Below are 18381 nucleotides of genomic sequence, written 5' to 3' on the forward strand. Positions count from 1 at the left end.
TCCTCACCTCATTCCTTTAAATGGTCTTGATTGGAGTCCGGAAATATCGTCGTTACTTTATTGTCCTCATCCAGAATTACGCCGATTTTCACATTCTCATATACCGCAAAAGCCTTGCGTTCCCCGGCCTTTAGCTGATTGGCAACGTAGGTGCCGGCGATTTGAATCTTTTCATCATCCCAGGCTTCAGGGAACCAGGACTGATTGTCCCCGGTGCGCTTTTGCTTGATCTTATGGAACGGCACATTGCCTGTCCGGACACCGTTAGAATACGTCTTGACAACATTGTACTCAATCTTATGCTTATCCATATAAGCCAGGCTGCTTTGTCCGTGACCGCCTTCTTTGAGCCGGTGTCTAACTTCGGTAAATACCCCTTGGGAAGCATGTTTCACCGTGCCATCAGTTATGGTCAGTATACCATTATTTTGCAATTCCTGTAAGGACCTATGGAAATCTTCTTCTTGCAGGATCCCCGCCTGGAAGAGAATCCGTTTTTGCTTACCCTTCAGGAATTTCTCCTGGGATTTTGGTTTCTGCTCGCGCAGCCAGGCTGAAACCTGATCTTTAACGTGGGCATCATACCATTCCTGGTATTTCATCCCAGCCGGCACGTTATAGGTTTGGCCGGAAAATTCCCTGGCAACTCTGGCAACTTTGGCTCCCGCATCATCCCCAAAATAAGCAACGGTTGTGCTGCGGCAGTTCGGGTGAGTCGGCGGATAATTGCTCCCGATTTCGGCGTTAGATATCTTATACTTCTTCCCGTCAAGTGCCCGGCAGATATCTGATGTATGGACATCCAATTCAGCCAGATACTCATACATTTCTACGATCTGACTCTTTTTATATCCATCCAGGGTACCCTGATTGATTACACGGCTGGTCTCGGTCATGATCAGGCGGTGTGCGTCAGCGTAACCGACTTCCATCCTCCGGGAAACGTCCGCCGTCATTTTCTGAATGGACTTTCCCTGGATTAACCCTTGAGAAATGACATTCTGCATATTGCTTACCAGGCGGTCTTTTTGTCCCCAGATCCTTTCAGAAAAACTCATTCCAGACCAGGGGAAATTGATTGCTTTTTCCACCAGCTCCGGATTCAATAGGGCAAAGTCCACACCGATGCCAAGCTTAGAGTTGATTTCATAGATCGATCGGTAATAGTTGGACTCATAGGTACTTCCCAAAATATCAGCTGTTTCTTCCTGGTACTTTTCATACATTCCATCAAGCTGCATCTGAATCTGAGCCTGAAGGGCCTGCATCCGGGTGACCTGTACTTTCTTGCTGAGATTAGCCAGCTCCTTGGCATACCTGCCGTCAGCATTGTTTTGAGCCATAGCCAGGTATTCTTCCAGCGTCATCCAGAATTCGCTTAACTCTCTGCTATTCAGTACCTTCTGGGCTTCAGCCAGGCTGATCTGATTTTCCGCAGCGTACCGGGCATAGAATTTGGAAAGTTCTTTTTCAATATCTGCAAGGGATAACTGGTAAATACGTTTGATCTTCTCCAAATCCTTTTCAGTCTTCAGGAAATACTCTGCGGCCCGATCGCGGGACTGGTCTTTCATGTCCATCAGGATTCACCTGCCGGCGAATTATCTGTTCGATTAGTTTGGATAGAAGGGGTAAATCCCAGTCCGTCCAGTTGTTCCTGCTGTTCCTTCTTGATACGTTTCAGTTCGTCTTTGACATCCTCAACGATCGGCAGATTTTCCAGCTGGGTTTCCCGGCTGACGATGCCGCTGATATTGGATACTATTTCAGTAGCTTCCAGGACGTTTTTAGGAATGTTCCGGTAGAACTTAATCTTGACCTTTTCCGGATCATAACTGGTACCTTTTTTCAGGTTGATAAACTCCACAAGGAGCCGGTTCCGCTGCCGTATCGCCTGCCTGAACTTTTGTTCTTTGATGGTGGCAAGCTGCTCCACGCCCCAGAGTTTGTAGCCCAAGGCCACGCCGGACAGGTTACCGGCAAATTCTTCGTCGGTTAGGTTCGGTACTTTGGAAAAACGGTGAATATCCTTCTGCAGCCTGTTCTTGGTATTCTCCAAAGACGCATCATTGATTTCTTTGATCAACCACTGCGCGGATCCTTCTTTGTCTACCAGAAGCACCCGGTTTTCCTTCATTTCCTTGATATCTTCCTTTTCCATATCTCCGTAACCGGCCAGCACCAAATAAGCATCTGTGAAGTATTCCGTATCATTTGCGGTATCCGACTGGCTTTTGTCGTAGGCATCAATTAGGCTGCGGACCCCTTCAAAATCTCCGATCCGTTCTTCATTGTTAAGGTATTCAATGATCGGAACATCCGTAAAATTATGCGGTTGCTCGCCGGCCATGACCCAGGCAGTGTTAATTTTATCGTAATACTGGATTTTCGTGGCGTCATAAACCTCGGCATGTTCTTTTAGGGTATCTGTAAATAGATCATTGGTCAGGTAGTAGCGGATACCGAACAGGATATTATGTTCGATACTGTCGTCATAAACGACAATGGTTTCGATCGGATCCTGCCACTTTAAGCGGGGCTGGGCATCTTCATCAACATATAGCAGTTCAAAGGAATGTCCTTTAATCCCAGCCTGTTTTGCCAGCTCATAATTGTTGCTGCCTTCATCACAGGCTTTAAATACATTGTCCAGCTCCTGAATCAAGCCGTTATCATCCGAGTTATAATCGACGGATTTTCCCATGAAATAGCCGCTGGCTACATCCACAATATAACCGGCATGGTCATTGACTAATTTGTTATTTGGCTTTTCCGGATCGGCCATCTTGCGTTCGGTGATTTTTGTCTCTTTTTCATAATACTTCTGTAAGAGATCATATCTAGGAACGCTGAAGGCTATATGTTTTTGAACAAGCTTTTCCAAAAGTGCCGGAGTCATGACCGTATCTTTTGACATGAAAATCCGCGGCGGTTTTCGCGGAAAGTTTTCGATATTGTCCATACGAGGATTACCCTCCTTATATACCTGCGTTAATTTAGCGTTAATCCGCGTTATTTTGCGTTACCAATTTTCAAGAATAGGTAAGTAACCCCCCATATTATTAAAACGCACACAGGGCAAATATGGGGCTTGTTACAATCCCAAGAGCCGTTTGCTTAAGGTTCTCAGTTTCCGTTTGTTTCCACCGGCTAAGGTCCGGCAGGCTTCCAGCGCATCAGGCCCGTCGTCGTTGGCTGCCATCGGAAAGAATTTGAGCTGTTCAAGCAGGGTTTTATGAGCCGGATTGAACTTAATATACTTATTCTTGATATCCGGTTGCAGGCTCTCGATGCGCAGCTCTTTGTTCGTTGTCTGGTTGACCTCCTCGATTGGGAGGTAGAGTCCGGCTTTGGCACTGGCTTTTGCCAGCTGCTCTTTTAGGAAGAATTGGAACTGGTTTGTTTCGCAGCCGAACTTTTTATAACCTTTGCCGTAGGTTATCCGCAGCCAGCGTTCTTTTTCCAAAACATCCTCAATAATCTTATCCGGGTGCCGGCGCTCGATATCGGCGTCAAGGTCGTAAAGGTACCCGGTGCTATCTTCCCTGGCAAGGGTGATGATTGTGCTGTAGTCGGACTTTTTCGTCTTACCTAGCGACGGATCCACGAAGCCGAAGAAGGTAAAACCCACTTTGAAATCAATCGTGTAGGCGTTATAGAAGTCGAACCATTCTTCATTAAACAGGCAGTCATCCGGATTGATCGGCTCGTTCTGAAACTCGGAATAAAAGCTTGCTTCACCTTCATCCACTTTGGAGACCATCAGGTCATAGTAGGAAAGCTTTTCTTCCCAAAGGACTTTGGTGCCTTCCAGCATGTCTTCCTTATGCGCTTCAAAAAAGGCTTGTGCATCGGCTGCCCGCTGTTGGTTAGCCAGATCGGTATAGATGCGTTCCCACTGATCCCAAAGGCCCTTATTGACGGCAAAAGATATGACCGCCTGGTATTTGATGGTCATATACCCCGGATTACGGAGTATCTTCATCAGCAGTGCATCATAGTGAAGAACTGTCCCAATATAGACAATGTCCGTATAATCATCCCCAGCTTTAGATACAGCCTTGTAAAACCAGTTTTCCAGCTTCTTGCGCTGCTCGGGGGTACGGACGTTTTCGTCGTTTTCAATATCGTCTAGGATAATCAGATCCGGACGCCAGTTTTTATGCTTCCGTCCACGGACCTTCTTGCCGGAACCGATCGCCTCGATCTTAATATTGGTTACGGTCAGCAGGACGTTATTGCGCCAGATCTTGCCGGCCAGATCGCCGAAGTCTTCCCGGATGGCTTCGTTTTCTTCAAACTCTTCCCGGATATTACTCAAGAAGCCCTCGGCCTGATCGGAGCTGTCGGAGAGAAGCAGGATATAATGTTTGTATTCGTAAACCACGGCGTGGATGGTATCTTTAAAGGTTACATTGGTTGACTTGGCATGACCACGCGGTGCGGCCAGAGCCGACTTCGATCCCTTCATCCTGCTGATGATTTGGGACTCTTCCCTGGAAGTAGGAAATGACGCCTTTAGAACTCCGTTATGCCAAATTTGATCCAGCTCCCGGTGAAAGGTGGGGCTGGGACGGAAGAAGTAGTGGGGGAAGTATGCCCGGCCAAAGAATTCCAGATCGATAGCGCCAAGCTTCCGACGGATCCCGGTTTCTCCGGATAATGGTTTTCCGTCTAAGAATTCCTGCCGGATCTTTACTCTTTCAGGAGAATCATCCTTGTTGATATATTCCCCAATAAGCCGTCTAAGCTCAAGAATATCCTCATGAGATTTTTCGGTTTTATTCTGTTTAATAAGGTCATTAAGCAGGCCCAAGACCACACCCCCAATTTGGCATAGCTGCGCCATCCGTCACCTGAAGTGCCGGTAAGCGCTTAAAACAATAATCGCAAAGCTCTATTACGACGCCGCAACAGTCTGCAATATTACTCTGCTGAATGTAGGATAGGGGGTTAGTTGCTGCCTACAACTTCAATCCCTAAGTCAATTTCTTTGGTTTCATCTAAGATTTGGAACCTGACTCTCGCTCTTTTCTTACGTTTGTCAATGCTGACAATGTTCCCGACATATCCTTGCAGTGCCCCTTCAATGACTTCCACTGTTTTTCCAACGCTGATCTTTGATATATCGATCAGCTCTCCAAGGCTGCACATCCGAAGAATCGGCTGCATCTGTTCGTTCGAGACCGGCGTTGGCCTTGTGGTACCCAGGAACCGGATAATATTCGGTACTTGCTTGATTTGGTAATAAATTGAATCATTGAGTGCTACGTTAAGAAAAAGGTATCCTGGAAACATAATCCGCGTGATTTGAAGATAGCGGCCTTGTCTTCGCTCGATGAGTACTCTTTCCGGAGCTAAGACTCGGCAAGCTTCTTTTGAAATAGCCTCCATAATCTTGGCCTTGATATCTGTTTCTTTTCCGGTACGGACCTGAAGGACATACCACAGGTTTTCATTAGCCATATTAGCCACCTTCTGCAGTCCGGTTTTGGATGGCGTCTACGTGTTGAATCAATCTGGCAAGAAGATCCGGATCGCCGTTGATCTCTTTCTGCAGCATTTCTTTGACCTTATTGGTAGCTGCCTTGAGACCTTTATCGAACTCGAATTTCAGCTTCTCCCTGGAGGTCGCGCTGCGCTCCAGAAGGGCCAATGCTTTAAATATTTCAGTAATCTTTGCCCCGTCCAGGTTTTCAACTTCCATCAGTTTTTCGGTGATCAGCTGAATTGCTAATTGGTTGGCTGCTTCAGCCATTTCTGTGGCCGGCGTCTCCGGGTTGCTGTCGATGATTGTTTTCGCCTGGTCTTTAATAAGCTTGAGTTTTTCCAGTTTTGTAAGAAAGTCGCTCCCATATCTTTGGACTGAACTCATCCCGATATTATGGCCCATTTGGTTAAGCCAACCGACAATTTCTTTATAGGTCTTACCGGAAACCAGCTGTCGGTCTACAGCTTCCTTGATTTCACTAGGGAATGTGGTGACTTTATGGTGCTTTCGTCTGTTGTCTACCATTTGACCTTCACTCCGGGATCAGCCGGCTCATATCCATCGACAACGTTTTTGCCTTTGGGTGTGAGCTTCAGTACCTTCATACAAAGCCCCAGCTTTTCATTCTCAATCTGTTCGGCTTGGACATAACCCAGATCGATAAGGAACTGTATATGGGCATCTTTTTCGGCGGGAGATACCGAATAATGGATATCATTGAGTGTCAGTCCGATTGTCCGATCATTAGCGCCATTAGTGTAATCAACATTTAAGATTTTGAGTATTCTGCCTCTGATTTCGCGAGCATCAATTAGCACAGTTTCCTTCACCTCCAAACAGTTTGCCGATGCTTTCTTTTATGTCCAGGATATCCCGGCTAATGGTATCCACCTTATTATCCAGGGATGCTTGAGAACGGATAAAATCGTCCCTCATTACGAATTCTCGGGGAAGGAAGGCTCTAAATGCTGCAAATTCATCCCTGAGCTTTTCAACCTGCTTTTCATTTTCTTCGATATTTTTATCAATCTTGGAACGGGTGTCCTTCACGAAATAACTGATTATACCGAGTCCCGATGACAGAATTCCGACCAAGACACCCACAGCAATTTTGTACAGCTCGACGTCCATGAATATCCCCCTAAACGGTTACTTCAGGGGAGGTATTCCCCAAATCGATAACTACTTTTTTAGCTTTTACTTCCTCAAGCTTTTCTTCAATCAGGTTCATAATATAGGTCTGGGCGTCACCCAACGAGCCTTCGAGTAGATTTCTGTATTCCGGTTCGAGAGTTGCCACTATTTCTTCATAAGCATCAAAGGCAAGATTCTTTAACTGATCGCGGTTGGCCGTTCCATCGCTCACAGCTTTCAGGATGTCTTTCTTGGTGGTTTGTTCAATGGCGTTCACTGTCTTTAATGCGACATCATTCAACCTGGTGAGTGCAGCATCGAAAACAGTTCTGGTTGCTTCATCGTTAATCTTCTGGGTCTCGGCCTGGAGTTTCTTAATCCCTTTCCTGACATACAAAGAGATCAGCGCTCCCAAGAGAGCAATAATTCCAAGGGCCAGATTGGATAACACTTGGGTTATCAGGGTAGTGACTTCCGCCGGCATCGGGCATTCCTCCTTAAATTTGAGCAAAATAAAAAATCCCAGTTTATACTGAGATTTTATACCTCAAAGGCTTAAGCCTTCGAGAAAAGTACTTTAGAAATTTAGTTTATAAGCCCTGGGCGTTATCGAACAATGTTAGCTGGTTTTCATCATAACCCTGGTCGGCTAATATCTGCCGGATCCAGACCTCGGATAAACGATATTTTCTTGCCAGCTCCTTCTGGTTACTTCCATTAAACTCAACCTTAATCCGTTTATTCCTGGATTCCTGGATGGCTGAGTCAAGCTTGTGGAAGTAAAATCCGGTACCCTGGTATTTGTCGGCAAGCTTCAAGGTATTTGAGAACCCAATCAATTCAACCATTTCCCTGTAACACAAGGGAAGGTCTTCGAGTTTTATCTCATCCATCCATTCTTCATAGGTCAAACCAATTACCTCCTTTATACAGGATTTGAAAGGGAAAATCAAGCTTAACATTTTTGTAGTTTTTCTTGCGAATCTTTTTTACTGTGTCTTAAAACCTTTTTCAACGATTCAATGAGATCGGATGCCTGGTCAAATTCCAGCCATTCCAGCTTTTCAACGCCTGAGTACTTTTCCATGAATTTTCTTAAGCGTTTTGGATTGTCGGACCAGCCAAGCTTTTGTTCCAGTTGCTCTATCTTCCAGATCTGTCTGGGGGTTGCTTTGCCGGGCTGGGTATTCTGCAGATCCTTAATTCTTCCCAGATAGCATAATATCTGAAAGAGCTCCTTTTCCGTGCATAGCCGCATGCTGTCTTTTCCGGTTGCCTGATACATTGCAGCCCGGAGATCATCTTCAGTCATGCCTAGCTCGTTTTTAGCCATCCCCCAGATGTTCCTGATTGTTTGGTTGCGGTTTAAGGCTGCTCTTGCCATACAGGCCACCTTCCTAAGATACAGTTTTTATCTTTTCGCGGTCCGTCTCGTACCAGAAAACATCTTCGACCTTTTTCATGGCCCCGACTTCCAGGATAGTATCGTCGTCGTATTTAGCCAGGACGTCTTTATTTATGGTGGTTTTGATATTGATACAGTCGTCCATTTTTCTCTTTTTTAGAGCTTCCAGGACCTTAACCGCAGATCGGATTATTAGCTTTGTAGATTTACGGTACCCCAGTTTGCCAAAATTAAGTTCCTGCGTTTTGCCCTTCATCTCAAGGCGGTTGTTTTCAGTGTATTCCTTGATATCTGCCGCCAGCTCCTCGATCCGTTTCTGGAAAGGTTTCGCATTGTCCTCGGCTTCCAACTTAAGATCCTGAATTTTCTGTGTCAGTTCGGCTTCTTGTTTTTCGATTGCCATTTCATACTCGCAGATTTCTTTCATACAAAGGTCAACGTCTTCCCAGCTTGAAAGCTTTGGGCCTTGCTCCGGCATCCGGACTCTTGCAGATTTAGCCATTTTTGATTTCACCCTCCGTTTTTCCTTCATAGAAGAAGCCTTTGACTGCTCCGTCCTCAATTTTTACACAGGCACCGGTTAAACGGTGCATATCCTCAATTACTCCGACCGGGATATAATCCCATTGGGTTGAATCCGCCGCGATCGCTTGCATATCATTATCCTCCTTATAATTAAAATCCGTCTTGAATATCTTTTAATAACTCTTGGCGCTCATCCTCAAGCTTCTTCGATTCCGTGCGGTGTTTACAGTTCTCACAGGTTGATCTTAAAACACGAAGGATATCATTCAGGGTTTCTGCTCTTGGAACTTCGTTTTCTTTGAACCTGTTCAGGATCTCGATGATCCTTTCCCCTGGACTTCTCATGTGCAACATCCTTTGTAGAAGGTTTCTGAGCGACCAGCATCTTATTCATTGCATCCCATTGGCACACCATTTGGCAGGGCAGGCTGTATCCGTTCTTTTCGAGCAGAGCAGCTACCTTCTGGCCTTGGAAACATAAGCCTTGTACTGCCGAGTCTGGCTTTGCAGTCAAACCTTGGGTATCTTTCCTGAAAGCGATGAACCCTTTATTGACGCCGATATTAATAATGCTTTCTGTATCAAAGCCGGCCAGCACCACAGCTTCTTCCGTTAACCGGATTAAAGTTTTAGAGACAAATACCTGCGGCCTGGTGTCCTTGAACCATTCAAATGCTTCCGGCAGCCAGTACCTTGTCACCTCGGAATGACTGGTCTCAATGTCTTTTTCCATGATTATTTCATGCAGCTGTAATTCAGATTGAAGAATTTCTCTTTTGAGGGTATTGTCCAGCTGGCTCATGATACCCCTCCTTTGGCAGCCTTGATAACTTCTTCAGCTGTTCCTATCCGATCGCTGCCAGCGAAGTGTTTATACAAGGTGAGTTTTTTCCCGGCAAGCACATAATCTTCTGATTTTCCACCGATCCCGATGAGTTTCTGGGACGCATTGACCACTGTCTCAGAAATGGCCGCCAGGGGAATTGCCGGCGCTTTCATTACTTCCTGCAAATAAGGCATTACCCGGTATTCAGCTTCACCCGAGAAGATAATTAGGAAAGGAAGAGCTGCGGTCTTGGCTGGGGATACTTCGACTTTGGCGGCAGCCATCGTGGTGGTCTTATACTGGACACCGAAGTAATTGCATATCCCCAGCACATGGGCGTCAGCGATATCCTGAAGGACACTATCTTTAAGTAACTTCTGATAATCCTTGTCGGTGTCAATGAACCCGTTTTCAGTGAGAATCGCCGGCATAGTGGTTTCTCTTAAAACATGGACGTTCTGTGTTTTTACTCCTCGGTTTAACCAGGAACCAGCATCAGCGATCAGCGGGGCCATGATCTTGGCACAGGATTCAGCTTTTCCACCAGTACTATAGATCAGTACCTCTGATCCGGTACCACCACCAGCGTTGATATGGATTGATACAAACAGATCGGCATTGGCTTCATTGGCTATTTTGCACCTGGTGCGAAGGGAATCCAGAAGAGTAGTGGCCGGGCCGTTAACGGTCTGGCCTTCTCTGGTCATTATTACAGCGAAGCTTCCCTGAGCTTCCAAACCCTGCTTAACCTTTTTGGCAATTATGAGCGTCAGGATTTCCTCGACCAGATTTTTGGACCTGGCACCTGTGTCAGCTCCAATTTCGTTGTGTCCGGGGTCAATACATACTTTAAACATCTTTTTTCCTCCTTAAGCCGTTCGGCAGTTTGAAATATCGTCTTTCCAAACGAAGTAGTATAGGGAACCTTGTAAGATTCTGCGGACTTCATCTTCGGCAATTCCGGAAACACATGCTGCAGTCCTCACGTTGACAGGAAAGCTCTGGCAGCTTCCCAGAAATTCAAATAACCTTGCTAACCCGATAATTGGATTGGAATACTGGTTTTTTTGAGGTGCATCCTGAGCCGGTTCTTGTTTGTTCAAGAATTTATCTTGAGCCTTGGCTTTCTTGTTCTTTTTCCGGGACACTACTTTCACCTTCTTTCAAGCTTTTCAGCAATGCTCTTGAGTAGATCATAAAAGGGAATAAAGTCGCCTTCGTTGGCATAGCCTGGAGAATGACCAAAAATATACGGATTTGAAAGATTATGCTCTTGATATTTCAAGTATTTTCGGGCCTCCTCCAAAGAGAAATGAAAGGATTTGTCGATATGTTCTATACACCGTTCTCCGTCGCAATCCGGGTCGCATTCTTCACAATGGTCCAGCCTGTCCCGGACTATAAATATGGGTCTATTGGTCGCCATCGTATCCGTATGATGGAATTGAGTCAGTAGCTCTTCTAACCGTTCAGAAATATCAATCGATATGGTTCTCATTGACTACCTCCTTACTGATCCTTGCACTAAGCTTCTTTTTTCACATCATCTTCCAAGAGCTGCTTAAAGATGTTTGTCCTGGGAGTGTAGGTTCTGTTTTGAATGGTTTCTTCACCCTTACGGCATCTTCCCAGGGCTTTGTTCAGGTCGTTTATAAGGTTGGGATACTTTTCTCTAAGCAGCTCCGCAACCGGCTCTATGATAAACAGTTCGTCTTTCAGTTTCCGTCTTTCCCGCCGGTGCTGCTGAAGTCTTACGATAAAGTCTTCAAAGTAATTGCCGTCGCAGCTGTCCGCAAACTCGATTTCATGAAGAAGGTCCTGCAGCTCTTTTTCCTTATACACCAGTTCTTCTTTATCCATGCTGCTGGTCTTTAAAATATGCGCGATCGCGTCTCGGAGCTGTTCAATCTCCTTACTGCCAAGGATTTCGTTTTCAGCCATGCAAGATCACCCGCTGACTGCCCGTTGTTCGGTGAATCAATTGCAATTGGCCGGTAGTATTTTTGACTACCAGCCAGTTTTCCGGATCGAGACCGGATTCTTTAAGCATTTCCTTTTGTTTTCTGGTGGGATTCTTACCGTGTTTCATCCGAAGCCCTCCCTACAACATCATCATTTCACTTGCTTTATCCAGGGCCTGCAGGGTGACAGGCTTGCTTGCGTCTCCGGCCAGGATCCGGAGGATATTGTTTAAGGTCCTGTCGAAGAGCCGGAAGCATCCTGTTCTTACGTTGGTCCCGCGACGGATGATCTCCTGGATTACTTCTTCGGCGAACTCAAGACCAAGGCTTCCCAGATATTCTCTGATTTCCTCAGCTGTGAGCCCTTTCAATTTGAAGTAAAACTCTATTCTGTTGGCAAACCTGGGAATATAGGATTTAATCATGCTTTCCAGCTGCTCTTCACCGGCGACAATCATTCCGACTTTTGCTCCGTCGAAGATACCGCGCAGGATCTCCATTTTCTTCTGGGTGTATTTGCCCAGGAGCTTGTCGGCCTCGTCGATAATAAGCAGATAACCCCGGTTGATATCAAAGAATTCGCAGATTTTATTGGCGCGCATGGAGTTGGTCCCCGTGCCGATCGGCAGCCCGATGGACCGCTCAATCGTAGCCAGCAGGTCTTTGGAATTCATGGCATCATTACAAACAACATAGGCCACTTTCGGTAATTTGCCGTAGTATTCAAGCGTGAATGTCTTGCCAAAGCCGCTTTTTCCTATGATCGCGCCAAGGCCATTATATTTTTGGCAGGAATTGCAGACACCAATAATATTAGCTGCGTCCCGGCTCTCAAAAAAGGAAGGTTTCTTGATTTCCACCGGTCTCAGGCTGGAAAGGTTGTCCTGGGTGATATTCAGGTGGGCGGCGATCCGCTCTCTGATGTCTCCGGATTTAGACTCGTACTTCCCGTTTAAGAACTGCGACACTGCCGGTCTTGAATAACTGATCTCTTTAGCGAACTCTTCTTTGCTGATTCTTTTAGCCTTGATATATTCGTTGGCCTTATCGATCAGTTGCTGATCTCCGGCGCTGATTGGATAAATGGTTGCTACTTCCATCTCTAAATTCCTCCATTAACTCAAGTTTCTTAATTTCTGCAGAGCTTCTTCAGCCTGCTCTTTGAAATATCCGCTTTCTTTGCGCGATCTCCGCGCTTTCTTTTCTATCGCGTCATCCCGGAACTGTTTATCTGTTGGCAGGGTTACTAGTTTATCATTCTTCGCCGGTTCATTGCCGATCATAAACCCGAAAGTACTTTTGTGAGTGCTGTAATTCTCGGCAAGCTCCTCCAGGGGAGTGGTATACTGGTTGGCCCTGTCACGAATGCTCTTAAGCTGCTGTTTCTGCATTTTCATATGATCTTCCAAAGCTTTCTGAGGTACTTTTGGAGCGATTAGCAGCAGCTCCTGGCTTTCTGCTTCACAGATTTTTTGACCTTCCAGGGTGTAGACATAAAGCCTGGTGATATCGCTCTCATCCCATTTAATGTCTACTTTCTTGTCAATATAGTCACAAAGTTCTGGTGCCCTGTACTCATAACCAAATTTCCGGATGCCGATATTATAGACGTGGACTCTTTCAGCTCTCATCATGAGCATTGCCGCATAGGACCTGGGCGGGGGAGCTTTGATGTATTTTTCTTCTGCCTTTTCAAATAGCTCGATCGGCTTTGTGTGCGATTCTTTCATTTTCTTCAGGCCCTTATGTTCGTGCTGGTGATATTCTTCCTTCACCCACTTGTCGAATAGGGCTGCAAACTCTTCCATGGAAAGCAGATGGTCCTTTTCTAAGAGCTTCGGAATATCTTTGTTGATCTTGGCGGCGGTTCTCCGGCCCGTGAGGGTGCCGGTGTAGCTGCTTAGCCATTTTGTAAACCGGCTGCAGACCGTTCCGAAAAATCTTTCCACCTGAGCTTTTGACCAGGGCTGATAGGGCAGGCTGCGTGCATCATCCTTGATGCCGATGCTCTTATAAAAGCCGATTGTCTCGCTGTCAAAGCTGATGCGATCTTTTCTATTCCTACCGGTCAGACACTCTGCGGTATAATCCTTACCATTGTCTATAAGCATGTATTCCGGTACACCGTAGGTGTAGATCATGTCTATAAGAGCTTGTTTGATCACCTGTGAATTGGAGTGATGGCAGATTCTTTTCCCGACAAGTACCCTGGTTCTGGTGTCCACCCAACCGACAAGCACCGGCTTAACCGCTGATACTTTGCCGTTTGGATGCGTGTATTTCACCCAGCAGTCGAAAGTATGTCCGTCCCCTTGGATCAGGCCCATGACCGGCAGCGCTTTTGTGTTTCTAGATGCCTTTACCATTCTGTCCCGTTTAAAGGCCCGTTCCCCAACTGTCTGGTAGTATCGGACAGGCTCTCCCATATTGATGTTCATTTCAAACTGGATGTATCTTGCCACTGTGCTGTAGGAAGGAATCTCCCAGCTTTTCACTGACGCCTGTTTTTCAAGCCTAGTATAGGCCATTTCCACGGTTCCCTGATTCTGCGCAAATTCTCTGTCATACCAGAGGTTATTGATGAATGACCTCATTTCCAAGGAAAGGGATGGAAACTTGTATCTTTGGCTTGGCTTTCTGCAGAGTGCCAGGACTTTGAAGTAATCGTGGCTTTGCCCGTCCTTCATGGCTTGTTTCTCAGCCCAGGCATTGGCCTCGGCGTATTTTTTACAGTAGTCGTACAGCGATCGCTGACTGATCCCCAGGCTGTTTGCAAGATTTTCTGCAAATTCGGTTTTATTGGTGCCCCGGTACATGATAAATTCACCGATCCGGTTGCAAAGTTCTACAGCTTCATAAAACTGCTGCTTGTTGTTTTCTATATACCAGTTAAGATCAACTTCCATGTACCAGGGCACGCTGCCGGAGGTTTTATCTTCAATCATTTCCTTGATGATCCCATCCGTCTGGATTTTGGCATATGCTTTCTGAGCTTTTGGACTAAGGGAAGACAGCCCGACCAGTACACGTTCTTTGCCGCCACTGAAGGAAGTAATGGATTTTGTATTGAAATCTTCAGGATTCCTGAGAATTCTTTGCAATAAGGTGTTATATTTAATGCTTTCCAAGTCGGCGGCTTCTTCTATTGTTAGAAAGATATCTTCAGGCAAACTCTTTCCTCCTTCCCTGGTTGTCGACGCCTAGTTTACGTAGTAAAATTGAAGTGTAAGTGTCGGTTCAACCGACCTTTGTTTCCTGGCACTGTGCTGTTGCTACCGGCATAGTGCCTTTTTCCTCCTTCTTGTGTAATTCAAATAACAGGGTGAGACGTTTTTCAAGTTCATCCTGCACTGTATTCATGATTTCTTTGATTCCCTGCTGTTTTGCTTTTAAAATCGTGATCTCGTTTTCGATCGAAAGTATTTCTTCCTTCTTTTGAAGGACTTCTGTCTGCAGGTATTCCACTAAGAAATCTGTTTTTGCAATCTGAACTCTGATATCTGTCACTTTTTCAGATGCCCGGTTTAACTTCATTGGCAACATATTTCATCTCCTTTCTAGGCTGCTTCCTTAATATCTAGAACAGCAGCTATGAGGTCCCTGTATTTCGTACCAGGACGGCTTCCATAAAGGATTTCGCTGAACCGGTTCATAGGAATATTGTGTAGTTCACAAAATTCACTCTGGGTCATCCGTATTTCTAGCAGTTCCTGTTTGACTTTGACACCGAACGGGGTCAGCTCTTTAAGTCTCATGACTCATCACCTCCCATATGTTTAAATATTCTCATTTGTGGAAAATTACTTTATAGGATTTTTTCGACAAACGTTGAACCTTGATGTGTCCATATTAAGGTTCTTTATTACTCCCTTCCTCAAATATTCCGACAAAAATTAACATTGTGCGTTTGCCGGTCCTATGTTACGCTTGTCTCGTGGAAATTCTTCCCTATAACTATTATATGCGCATATCTGGGTTATTGCAAGAACAACATGCGCATATATGGGGTGAAATTTGGTTATAATATGATTTATCTCATTTATGCGCATATATGATTATAGGAGGGACTTGCCTAAGATGAATTTAGTAGATTCATTTAAAACAGCGCTCGGAATAAGACTGAAGTCTTTAAGAGAGCGCTTTGGCGATGGCAAATTATCGCAAGCTGACCTTGCTAAATTACTACCCAATGTATCCCGCGCAAATCTGGGCCGAGTAGAAATTGGTGAAGTAATGCCATCGGCTATATTTATTAAAGATGTTGCTGAATTTTTTAATATATCAGCAGACTGGTTGCTAACCGGCAAAGAGTATGAAATATCTCAAACTTTTTTGGATCCAGACCTTCAAAGATTGATTGACGCTTATAATCTTTTAGATAAAGAAAACCGGCAAGCATTAAAGGCTTATACCGCATTGCTCGTATCGCACAGACATCTTGATATATTAGAAGAAACATTGAAACAAACACGATCTCTGGATCGTGCCCCTGAACTAGATGTTATAAAAGAAGAAAAAAGCGTCTACCTGCCGATCTTAGGAACAGCTGCTGCCGGTATGCCGATCATGGCAGATGAGTTTCTAGAGGGATTCCTGCCGGTGCCAGCCAAGAAAATCAAAAAGAATACTTACATTGTGCGAGCACAAGGCGAGAGTATGATCGACGCCGGGATCCAGAACGGTGACCTGGTCATGATCATTCCGCAGCCGGCAGTTGAGCAAGGTGAAATTGCTTTGGTAAAAGTGGACGGAGATGTCACAATAAAGAAGTTTTACTGGTACGATCACGAAGTCCGATTGAGGCCTGCTAATAAAACAATGGAAGATATAGTAGTAACCGACCTGGCTAAAGTGAAAGTACTTGGTAAAGTTGCTGGAATAATACCGGCGGCAGAAGCAAACATAACTATGCAATATGAATTCAATGGAGAAGAAGATCAATAAGACTTTTTTTTAGTCCCTTTTGTGGAAATGATTCCACATTTAGAAAATTGAAATCGGAGGAGTTAATATGGGGCTACGTGATTTTTTTAGACCTGTTTCCAAACAGGCGAATGGAACAAACAATAAGAAACAGCAGCGCTCCCATCGAGTTGAAGATTTATTTGAGTATGAGATAGTATTAGGAACTCTTGATGATCGAATGTGTGAAACATGTGCAGCTCACGACGGAGAACGTATCCCTGCTGGCTCTTTTAAACCTTTCCATGATGGCTGCCGTTGTACTACTGTTGCTTCTTTCGGTGATGATCGTGATTATACTAGTTCTCGTGGTTATCGAGATCCTAAAACACGGAAGTGGGAGATTGGTCCGTATATGAGCTATTCCGAATATAAAGAAAAATTTTTAGGCGGTAATGAAGAACAACAATAAGACTTTTCTTAGTCCTTTTTATGGAAATGATTCCGTAATAAATAATAAAACCCGTCTCATTTTTCGAGACGGGTTTTTGCATAATATTTGTCATTTTGTAATGTGACAATTTTTTTTGATAATATGGTATAATTAACCAAGATAAGTTAAGGAGTTGAACAGAAGTGTATCTATTAGCAATACTTTTACCCCCTGTAGCGGTCTTATTATGCGGTAAACCTATTCAAGCCCTGATTAATATTGTGCTGACTCTTATATTTTGGGTTCCAGGTGCGGTTCATGCAATTCTGGTTGTTAGAGAATACAAAGCGGATAAAAGGATTAAAACACAAACTGAAAGTATCATCAGGGCAAATGCTATAAATAAATAAGATTAATAACCGCAGAAAGCCCTCTTCTCGATTTGAAGTGGGCTTTCGTTTTTGATGCTGGTTTTTCACTTACTTTTTGTCATTTTGCAATGTGACAATTTTATGGTGGGTAAAATCGCTGAAACCGTTGGTAAATGGGCAATATGACAGCTTTTTTAAAAATATCAATTTTGTCACATTGCTTTTTCAATATTTTGCCGGAGAATTTGCGATATTATTAACGGGTAATTCATCTAGCGTTAATGGCTCTAACGCCCGATAATACTGAGTTTTCTAACATCAGTGTTAACCACTTACTAACGCATTAACGCCAATTTCTAACGGCGGTAACATATATTTTTCCCGAGCGTTTATGCTAAAATAAAAACAAGGCATAAAAAACGCTCTGTTCCTTTAAAAATGCTACTTCCAGCGTTCTCAATGCCTTTTCTTTTTGAAATATCCATAAAATGTATATTCAATTAATTCTGCAAAAGAATTTCCGTTATCGTCTGTTGAAAACCGTTTATTCCCACGTATTTCCGTGATTACCCGTCTTGTTCTTACATACTATTGTTTTGCAGAAATTCCTGCGAATCTACATAAATTTTTTCATTTTTTCATTTTGGCGAGAGACGAATGGAGAGACGATTTTTTCATTTTTTCATTTGGTGAGCGGTCAAAGTAAATGCAACCTTTGACAGAGTAAATATAGTGGGGTTTCATTGAGTCTGTCAAAATACTGGGAATAACAGGTATAGTACCTGTTAAAAATAGCCGATTCAGATTATATGGAGCGAAAATCTGCCAGCCGAGTTCTAAAAAAGAGTATACTAATAAAAGGGGTACCCGGAAACCGTTTTTCGGACAGAGTAACCGCGTCCCCCTGATCAGGATCGGTATGGATGTGTTCTGCGGGTTAAATGATACTGAAATTATTTTTTCAAAAGCGACGGCTTCAGCAGGATTTTATTAGCAGGAATCCTGCTGATTCCCAGGTTTTTAAGGACATCATCGTACCCGTAGATGAAACTAAACACATCCAACGGCGATTTGTCGCCCAGTTTCTCCCTGGAATAGGAGTTGATATGCGACATCATAAGGTCAATATCCCCTTGGCACAGGGCGTCAAACGATGTGCCTTTGGGCAATATTTTCCTAATGAACTCGTGGTTCAACTCCACGTTGGGCTTCTGGTATGATGCGAATGGGTCGCAGTAGTACAGCCGCGTCCTGCGGCGGCCCTGTGCATCATACTCCAAAGCTTTCGGGTTTGAAAACTCTGAACCGTTGTCAGCGAGGCAAACGGAAAGAA

25 protein-coding genes and 1 pseudogene are annotated in these 18381 nt (G+C 44.6%); 3 read left to right on the forward strand and 23 right to left on the reverse strand.

The window, feature by feature from the left end; translation table 11 throughout:
* Positions 1 to 8: 8 nt before the first annotated feature.
* The 22 genes from A7D23_RS03965 to A7D23_RS04060 all read right to left on the reverse strand — a co-directional run bounded on the left by A7D23_RS03965 (position 9) and on the right by A7D23_RS04060 (position 15097).
* A complete protein-coding gene (locus A7D23_RS03965; RefSeq protein WP_068883292.1) occupies positions 9 to 1580 on the reverse strand; it encodes a minor capsid protein in 1572 nt (523 codons plus the stop codon).
* A complete protein-coding gene (locus A7D23_RS03970; RefSeq protein WP_068883294.1) occupies positions 1580 to 2962 on the reverse strand; it encodes a phage portal protein in 1383 nt (460 codons plus the stop codon). The genes A7D23_RS03965 and A7D23_RS03970 overlap by 1 nt, the downstream gene beginning before the upstream one ends.
* A gap of 132 nt (positions 2963 to 3094) precedes the next feature.
* The gene (terL, locus tag A7D23_RS03975; RefSeq protein ID WP_348980996.1) at positions 3095 to 4816 is read right to left on the reverse strand and encodes a phage terminase large subunit; all 1722 of its coding nucleotides are present in this window, start codon (positions 4814 to 4816) and stop codon (positions 3095 to 3097) included.
* 137 nt (positions 4817 to 4953) lie between these two features.
* Positions 4954 to 5466, reverse strand: coding sequence for an antiterminator LoaP (gene loaP, locus A7D23_RS03980; protein ID WP_068883298.1), 513 nt, complete (start codon positions 5464 to 5466; stop codon positions 4954 to 4956).
* A gap of 1 nt (position 5467) precedes the next feature.
* Positions 5468 to 6016: a phage protein Gp27 family protein gene (locus A7D23_RS03985; RefSeq protein ID WP_068883299.1), complete on the reverse strand. Its 549-nt coding sequence runs from the start codon at positions 6014 to 6016 to the stop codon at positions 5468 to 5470.
* Positions 6010 to 6309 carry a hypothetical protein gene (locus A7D23_RS03990; RefSeq protein ID WP_068883301.1) on the reverse strand — a complete coding sequence of 100 codons (300 nt, stop codon included), beginning with the start codon at positions 6307 to 6309 and terminating at the stop codon, positions 6010 to 6012. Before A7D23_RS03990 ends, A7D23_RS03985 begins: the two co-directional genes overlap by 7 nt.
* On the reverse strand, positions 6299 to 6622 hold the full coding sequence (locus A7D23_RS03995) for a hypothetical protein (protein ID WP_068883303.1): 324 nt from the start codon (positions 6620 to 6622) through the stop codon (positions 6299 to 6301). Before A7D23_RS03995 ends, A7D23_RS03990 begins: the two co-directional genes overlap by 11 nt.
* 10 nt (positions 6623 to 6632) lie before the next feature.
* Positions 6633 to 7109, reverse strand: coding sequence for a guanylate kinase (locus A7D23_RS04000; RefSeq protein ID WP_068883305.1), 477 nt, complete (start codon positions 7107 to 7109; stop codon positions 6633 to 6635).
* A gap of 106 nt (positions 7110 to 7215) precedes the next feature.
* A complete protein-coding gene (locus A7D23_RS04005; RefSeq protein WP_176714389.1) occupies positions 7216 to 7536 on the reverse strand; it encodes a Mor transcription activator family protein in 321 nt (106 codons plus the stop codon).
* Positions 7537 to 7580: 44 nt separating this feature from the next.
* Positions 7581 to 8009 (reverse strand): regulatory protein GemA, encoded by a 429-nt coding sequence (locus A7D23_RS04010; protein ID WP_068883307.1) that lies wholly within the window; start codon positions 8007 to 8009, stop codon positions 7581 to 7583.
* A 13-nt stretch (positions 8010 to 8022) separates the two neighbouring features.
* On the reverse strand, positions 8023 to 8532 hold the full coding sequence (locus tag A7D23_RS04015; RefSeq protein ID WP_068883309.1) for a host-nuclease inhibitor Gam family protein: 510 nt from the start codon (positions 8530 to 8532) through the stop codon (positions 8023 to 8025).
* Positions 8525 to 8686 (reverse strand): hypothetical protein, encoded by a 162-nt coding sequence (locus A7D23_RS15970; protein WP_176714390.1) that lies wholly within the window; start codon positions 8684 to 8686, stop codon positions 8525 to 8527. Before A7D23_RS15970 ends, A7D23_RS04015 begins: the two co-directional genes overlap by 8 nt.
* A gap of 131 nt (positions 8687 to 8817) precedes the next feature.
* Entirely contained in the window at positions 8818 to 9357 is a 540-nt protein-coding gene (locus tag A7D23_RS04020; protein WP_068883311.1) for a hypothetical protein, read from the reverse strand.
* Positions 9354 to 10238: an N-acetylmuramoyl-L-alanine amidase gene (locus tag A7D23_RS04025; protein WP_068883313.1), complete on the reverse strand. Its 885-nt coding sequence runs from the start codon at positions 10236 to 10238 to the stop codon at positions 9354 to 9356. The genes A7D23_RS04020 and A7D23_RS04025 overlap by 4 nt, the downstream gene beginning before the upstream one ends.
* 12 nt (positions 10239 to 10250) lie before the next feature.
* Positions 10251 to 10529 carry a hypothetical protein gene (locus A7D23_RS04030; RefSeq protein WP_068883315.1) on the reverse strand — a complete coding sequence of 93 codons (279 nt, stop codon included), beginning with the start codon at positions 10527 to 10529 and terminating at the stop codon, positions 10251 to 10253.
* 5 nt (positions 10530 to 10534) lie between these two features.
* A complete protein-coding gene (locus tag A7D23_RS04035) occupies positions 10535 to 10879 on the reverse strand; it encodes a hypothetical protein (RefSeq protein WP_068883316.1) in 345 nt (114 codons plus the stop codon).
* A 26-nt stretch (positions 10880 to 10905) separates the two neighbouring features.
* On the reverse strand, positions 10906 to 11322 hold the full coding sequence (locus A7D23_RS04040; protein ID WP_068883318.1) for a hypothetical protein: 417 nt from the start codon (positions 11320 to 11322) through the stop codon (positions 10906 to 10908).
* Entirely contained in the window at positions 11315 to 11470 is a 156-nt protein-coding gene (locus A7D23_RS15975; protein ID WP_176714391.1) for a hypothetical protein, read from the reverse strand. Before A7D23_RS15975 ends, A7D23_RS04040 begins: the two co-directional genes overlap by 8 nt.
* 12 nt (positions 11471 to 11482) lie before the next feature.
* On the reverse strand, positions 11483 to 12442 hold the full coding sequence (locus A7D23_RS04045) for an AAA family ATPase (RefSeq protein WP_068883320.1): 960 nt from the start codon (positions 12440 to 12442) through the stop codon (positions 11483 to 11485).
* A gap of 15 nt (positions 12443 to 12457) precedes the next feature.
* Entirely contained in the window at positions 12458 to 14512 is a 2055-nt protein-coding gene (locus A7D23_RS04050; protein ID WP_068883322.1) for a Mu transposase C-terminal domain-containing protein, read from the reverse strand.
* A 67-nt stretch (positions 14513 to 14579) separates the two neighbouring features.
* Positions 14580 to 14885, reverse strand: coding sequence for a hypothetical protein (locus A7D23_RS04055; RefSeq protein WP_068883324.1), 306 nt, complete (start codon positions 14883 to 14885; stop codon positions 14580 to 14582).
* Positions 14886 to 14899: 14 nt separating this feature from the next.
* The gene (locus A7D23_RS04060) at positions 14900 to 15097 is read right to left on the reverse strand and encodes a Rha family transcriptional regulator (protein WP_068883326.1); all 198 of its coding nucleotides are present in this window, start codon (positions 15095 to 15097) and stop codon (positions 14900 to 14902) included.
* A 322-nt stretch (positions 15098 to 15419) separates the two neighbouring features.
* On the opposite strand from A7D23_RS04060, the gene A7D23_RS04065 reads away from it, so the two are divergent.
* The 3 genes from A7D23_RS04065 to A7D23_RS04075 all read left to right on the forward strand — a co-directional run bounded on the left by A7D23_RS04065 (position 15420) and on the right by A7D23_RS04075 (position 17087).
* Positions 15420 to 16286, forward strand: coding sequence for a LexA family transcriptional regulator (locus A7D23_RS04065; RefSeq protein WP_068883328.1), 867 nt, complete (start codon positions 15420 to 15422; stop codon positions 16284 to 16286).
* A 67-nt stretch (positions 16287 to 16353) separates the two neighbouring features.
* Positions 16354 to 16716: a hypothetical protein gene (locus tag A7D23_RS04070; RefSeq protein WP_068883330.1), complete on the forward strand. Its 363-nt coding sequence runs from the start codon at positions 16354 to 16356 to the stop codon at positions 16714 to 16716.
* 164 nt (positions 16717 to 16880) lie between these two features.
* A complete protein-coding gene (locus tag A7D23_RS04075) occupies positions 16881 to 17087 on the forward strand; it encodes a YqaE/Pmp3 family membrane protein (protein ID WP_068883332.1) in 207 nt (68 codons plus the stop codon).
* A 914-nt stretch (positions 17088 to 18001) separates the two neighbouring features.
* Here A7D23_RS04075 and A7D23_RS15980 read toward each other — a convergent pair.
* Positions 18002 to 18381, reverse strand: a pseudogene (locus tag A7D23_RS15980) (IS30 family transposase); the annotation flags it as partial.

Origin of the sequence: Dehalobacter sp. TeCB1, assembly GCF_001707455.1 — a bacterium.
GTDB lineage: Bacteria > Bacillota > Desulfitobacteriia > Desulfitobacteriales > Syntrophobotulaceae > Dehalobacter > Dehalobacter restrictus.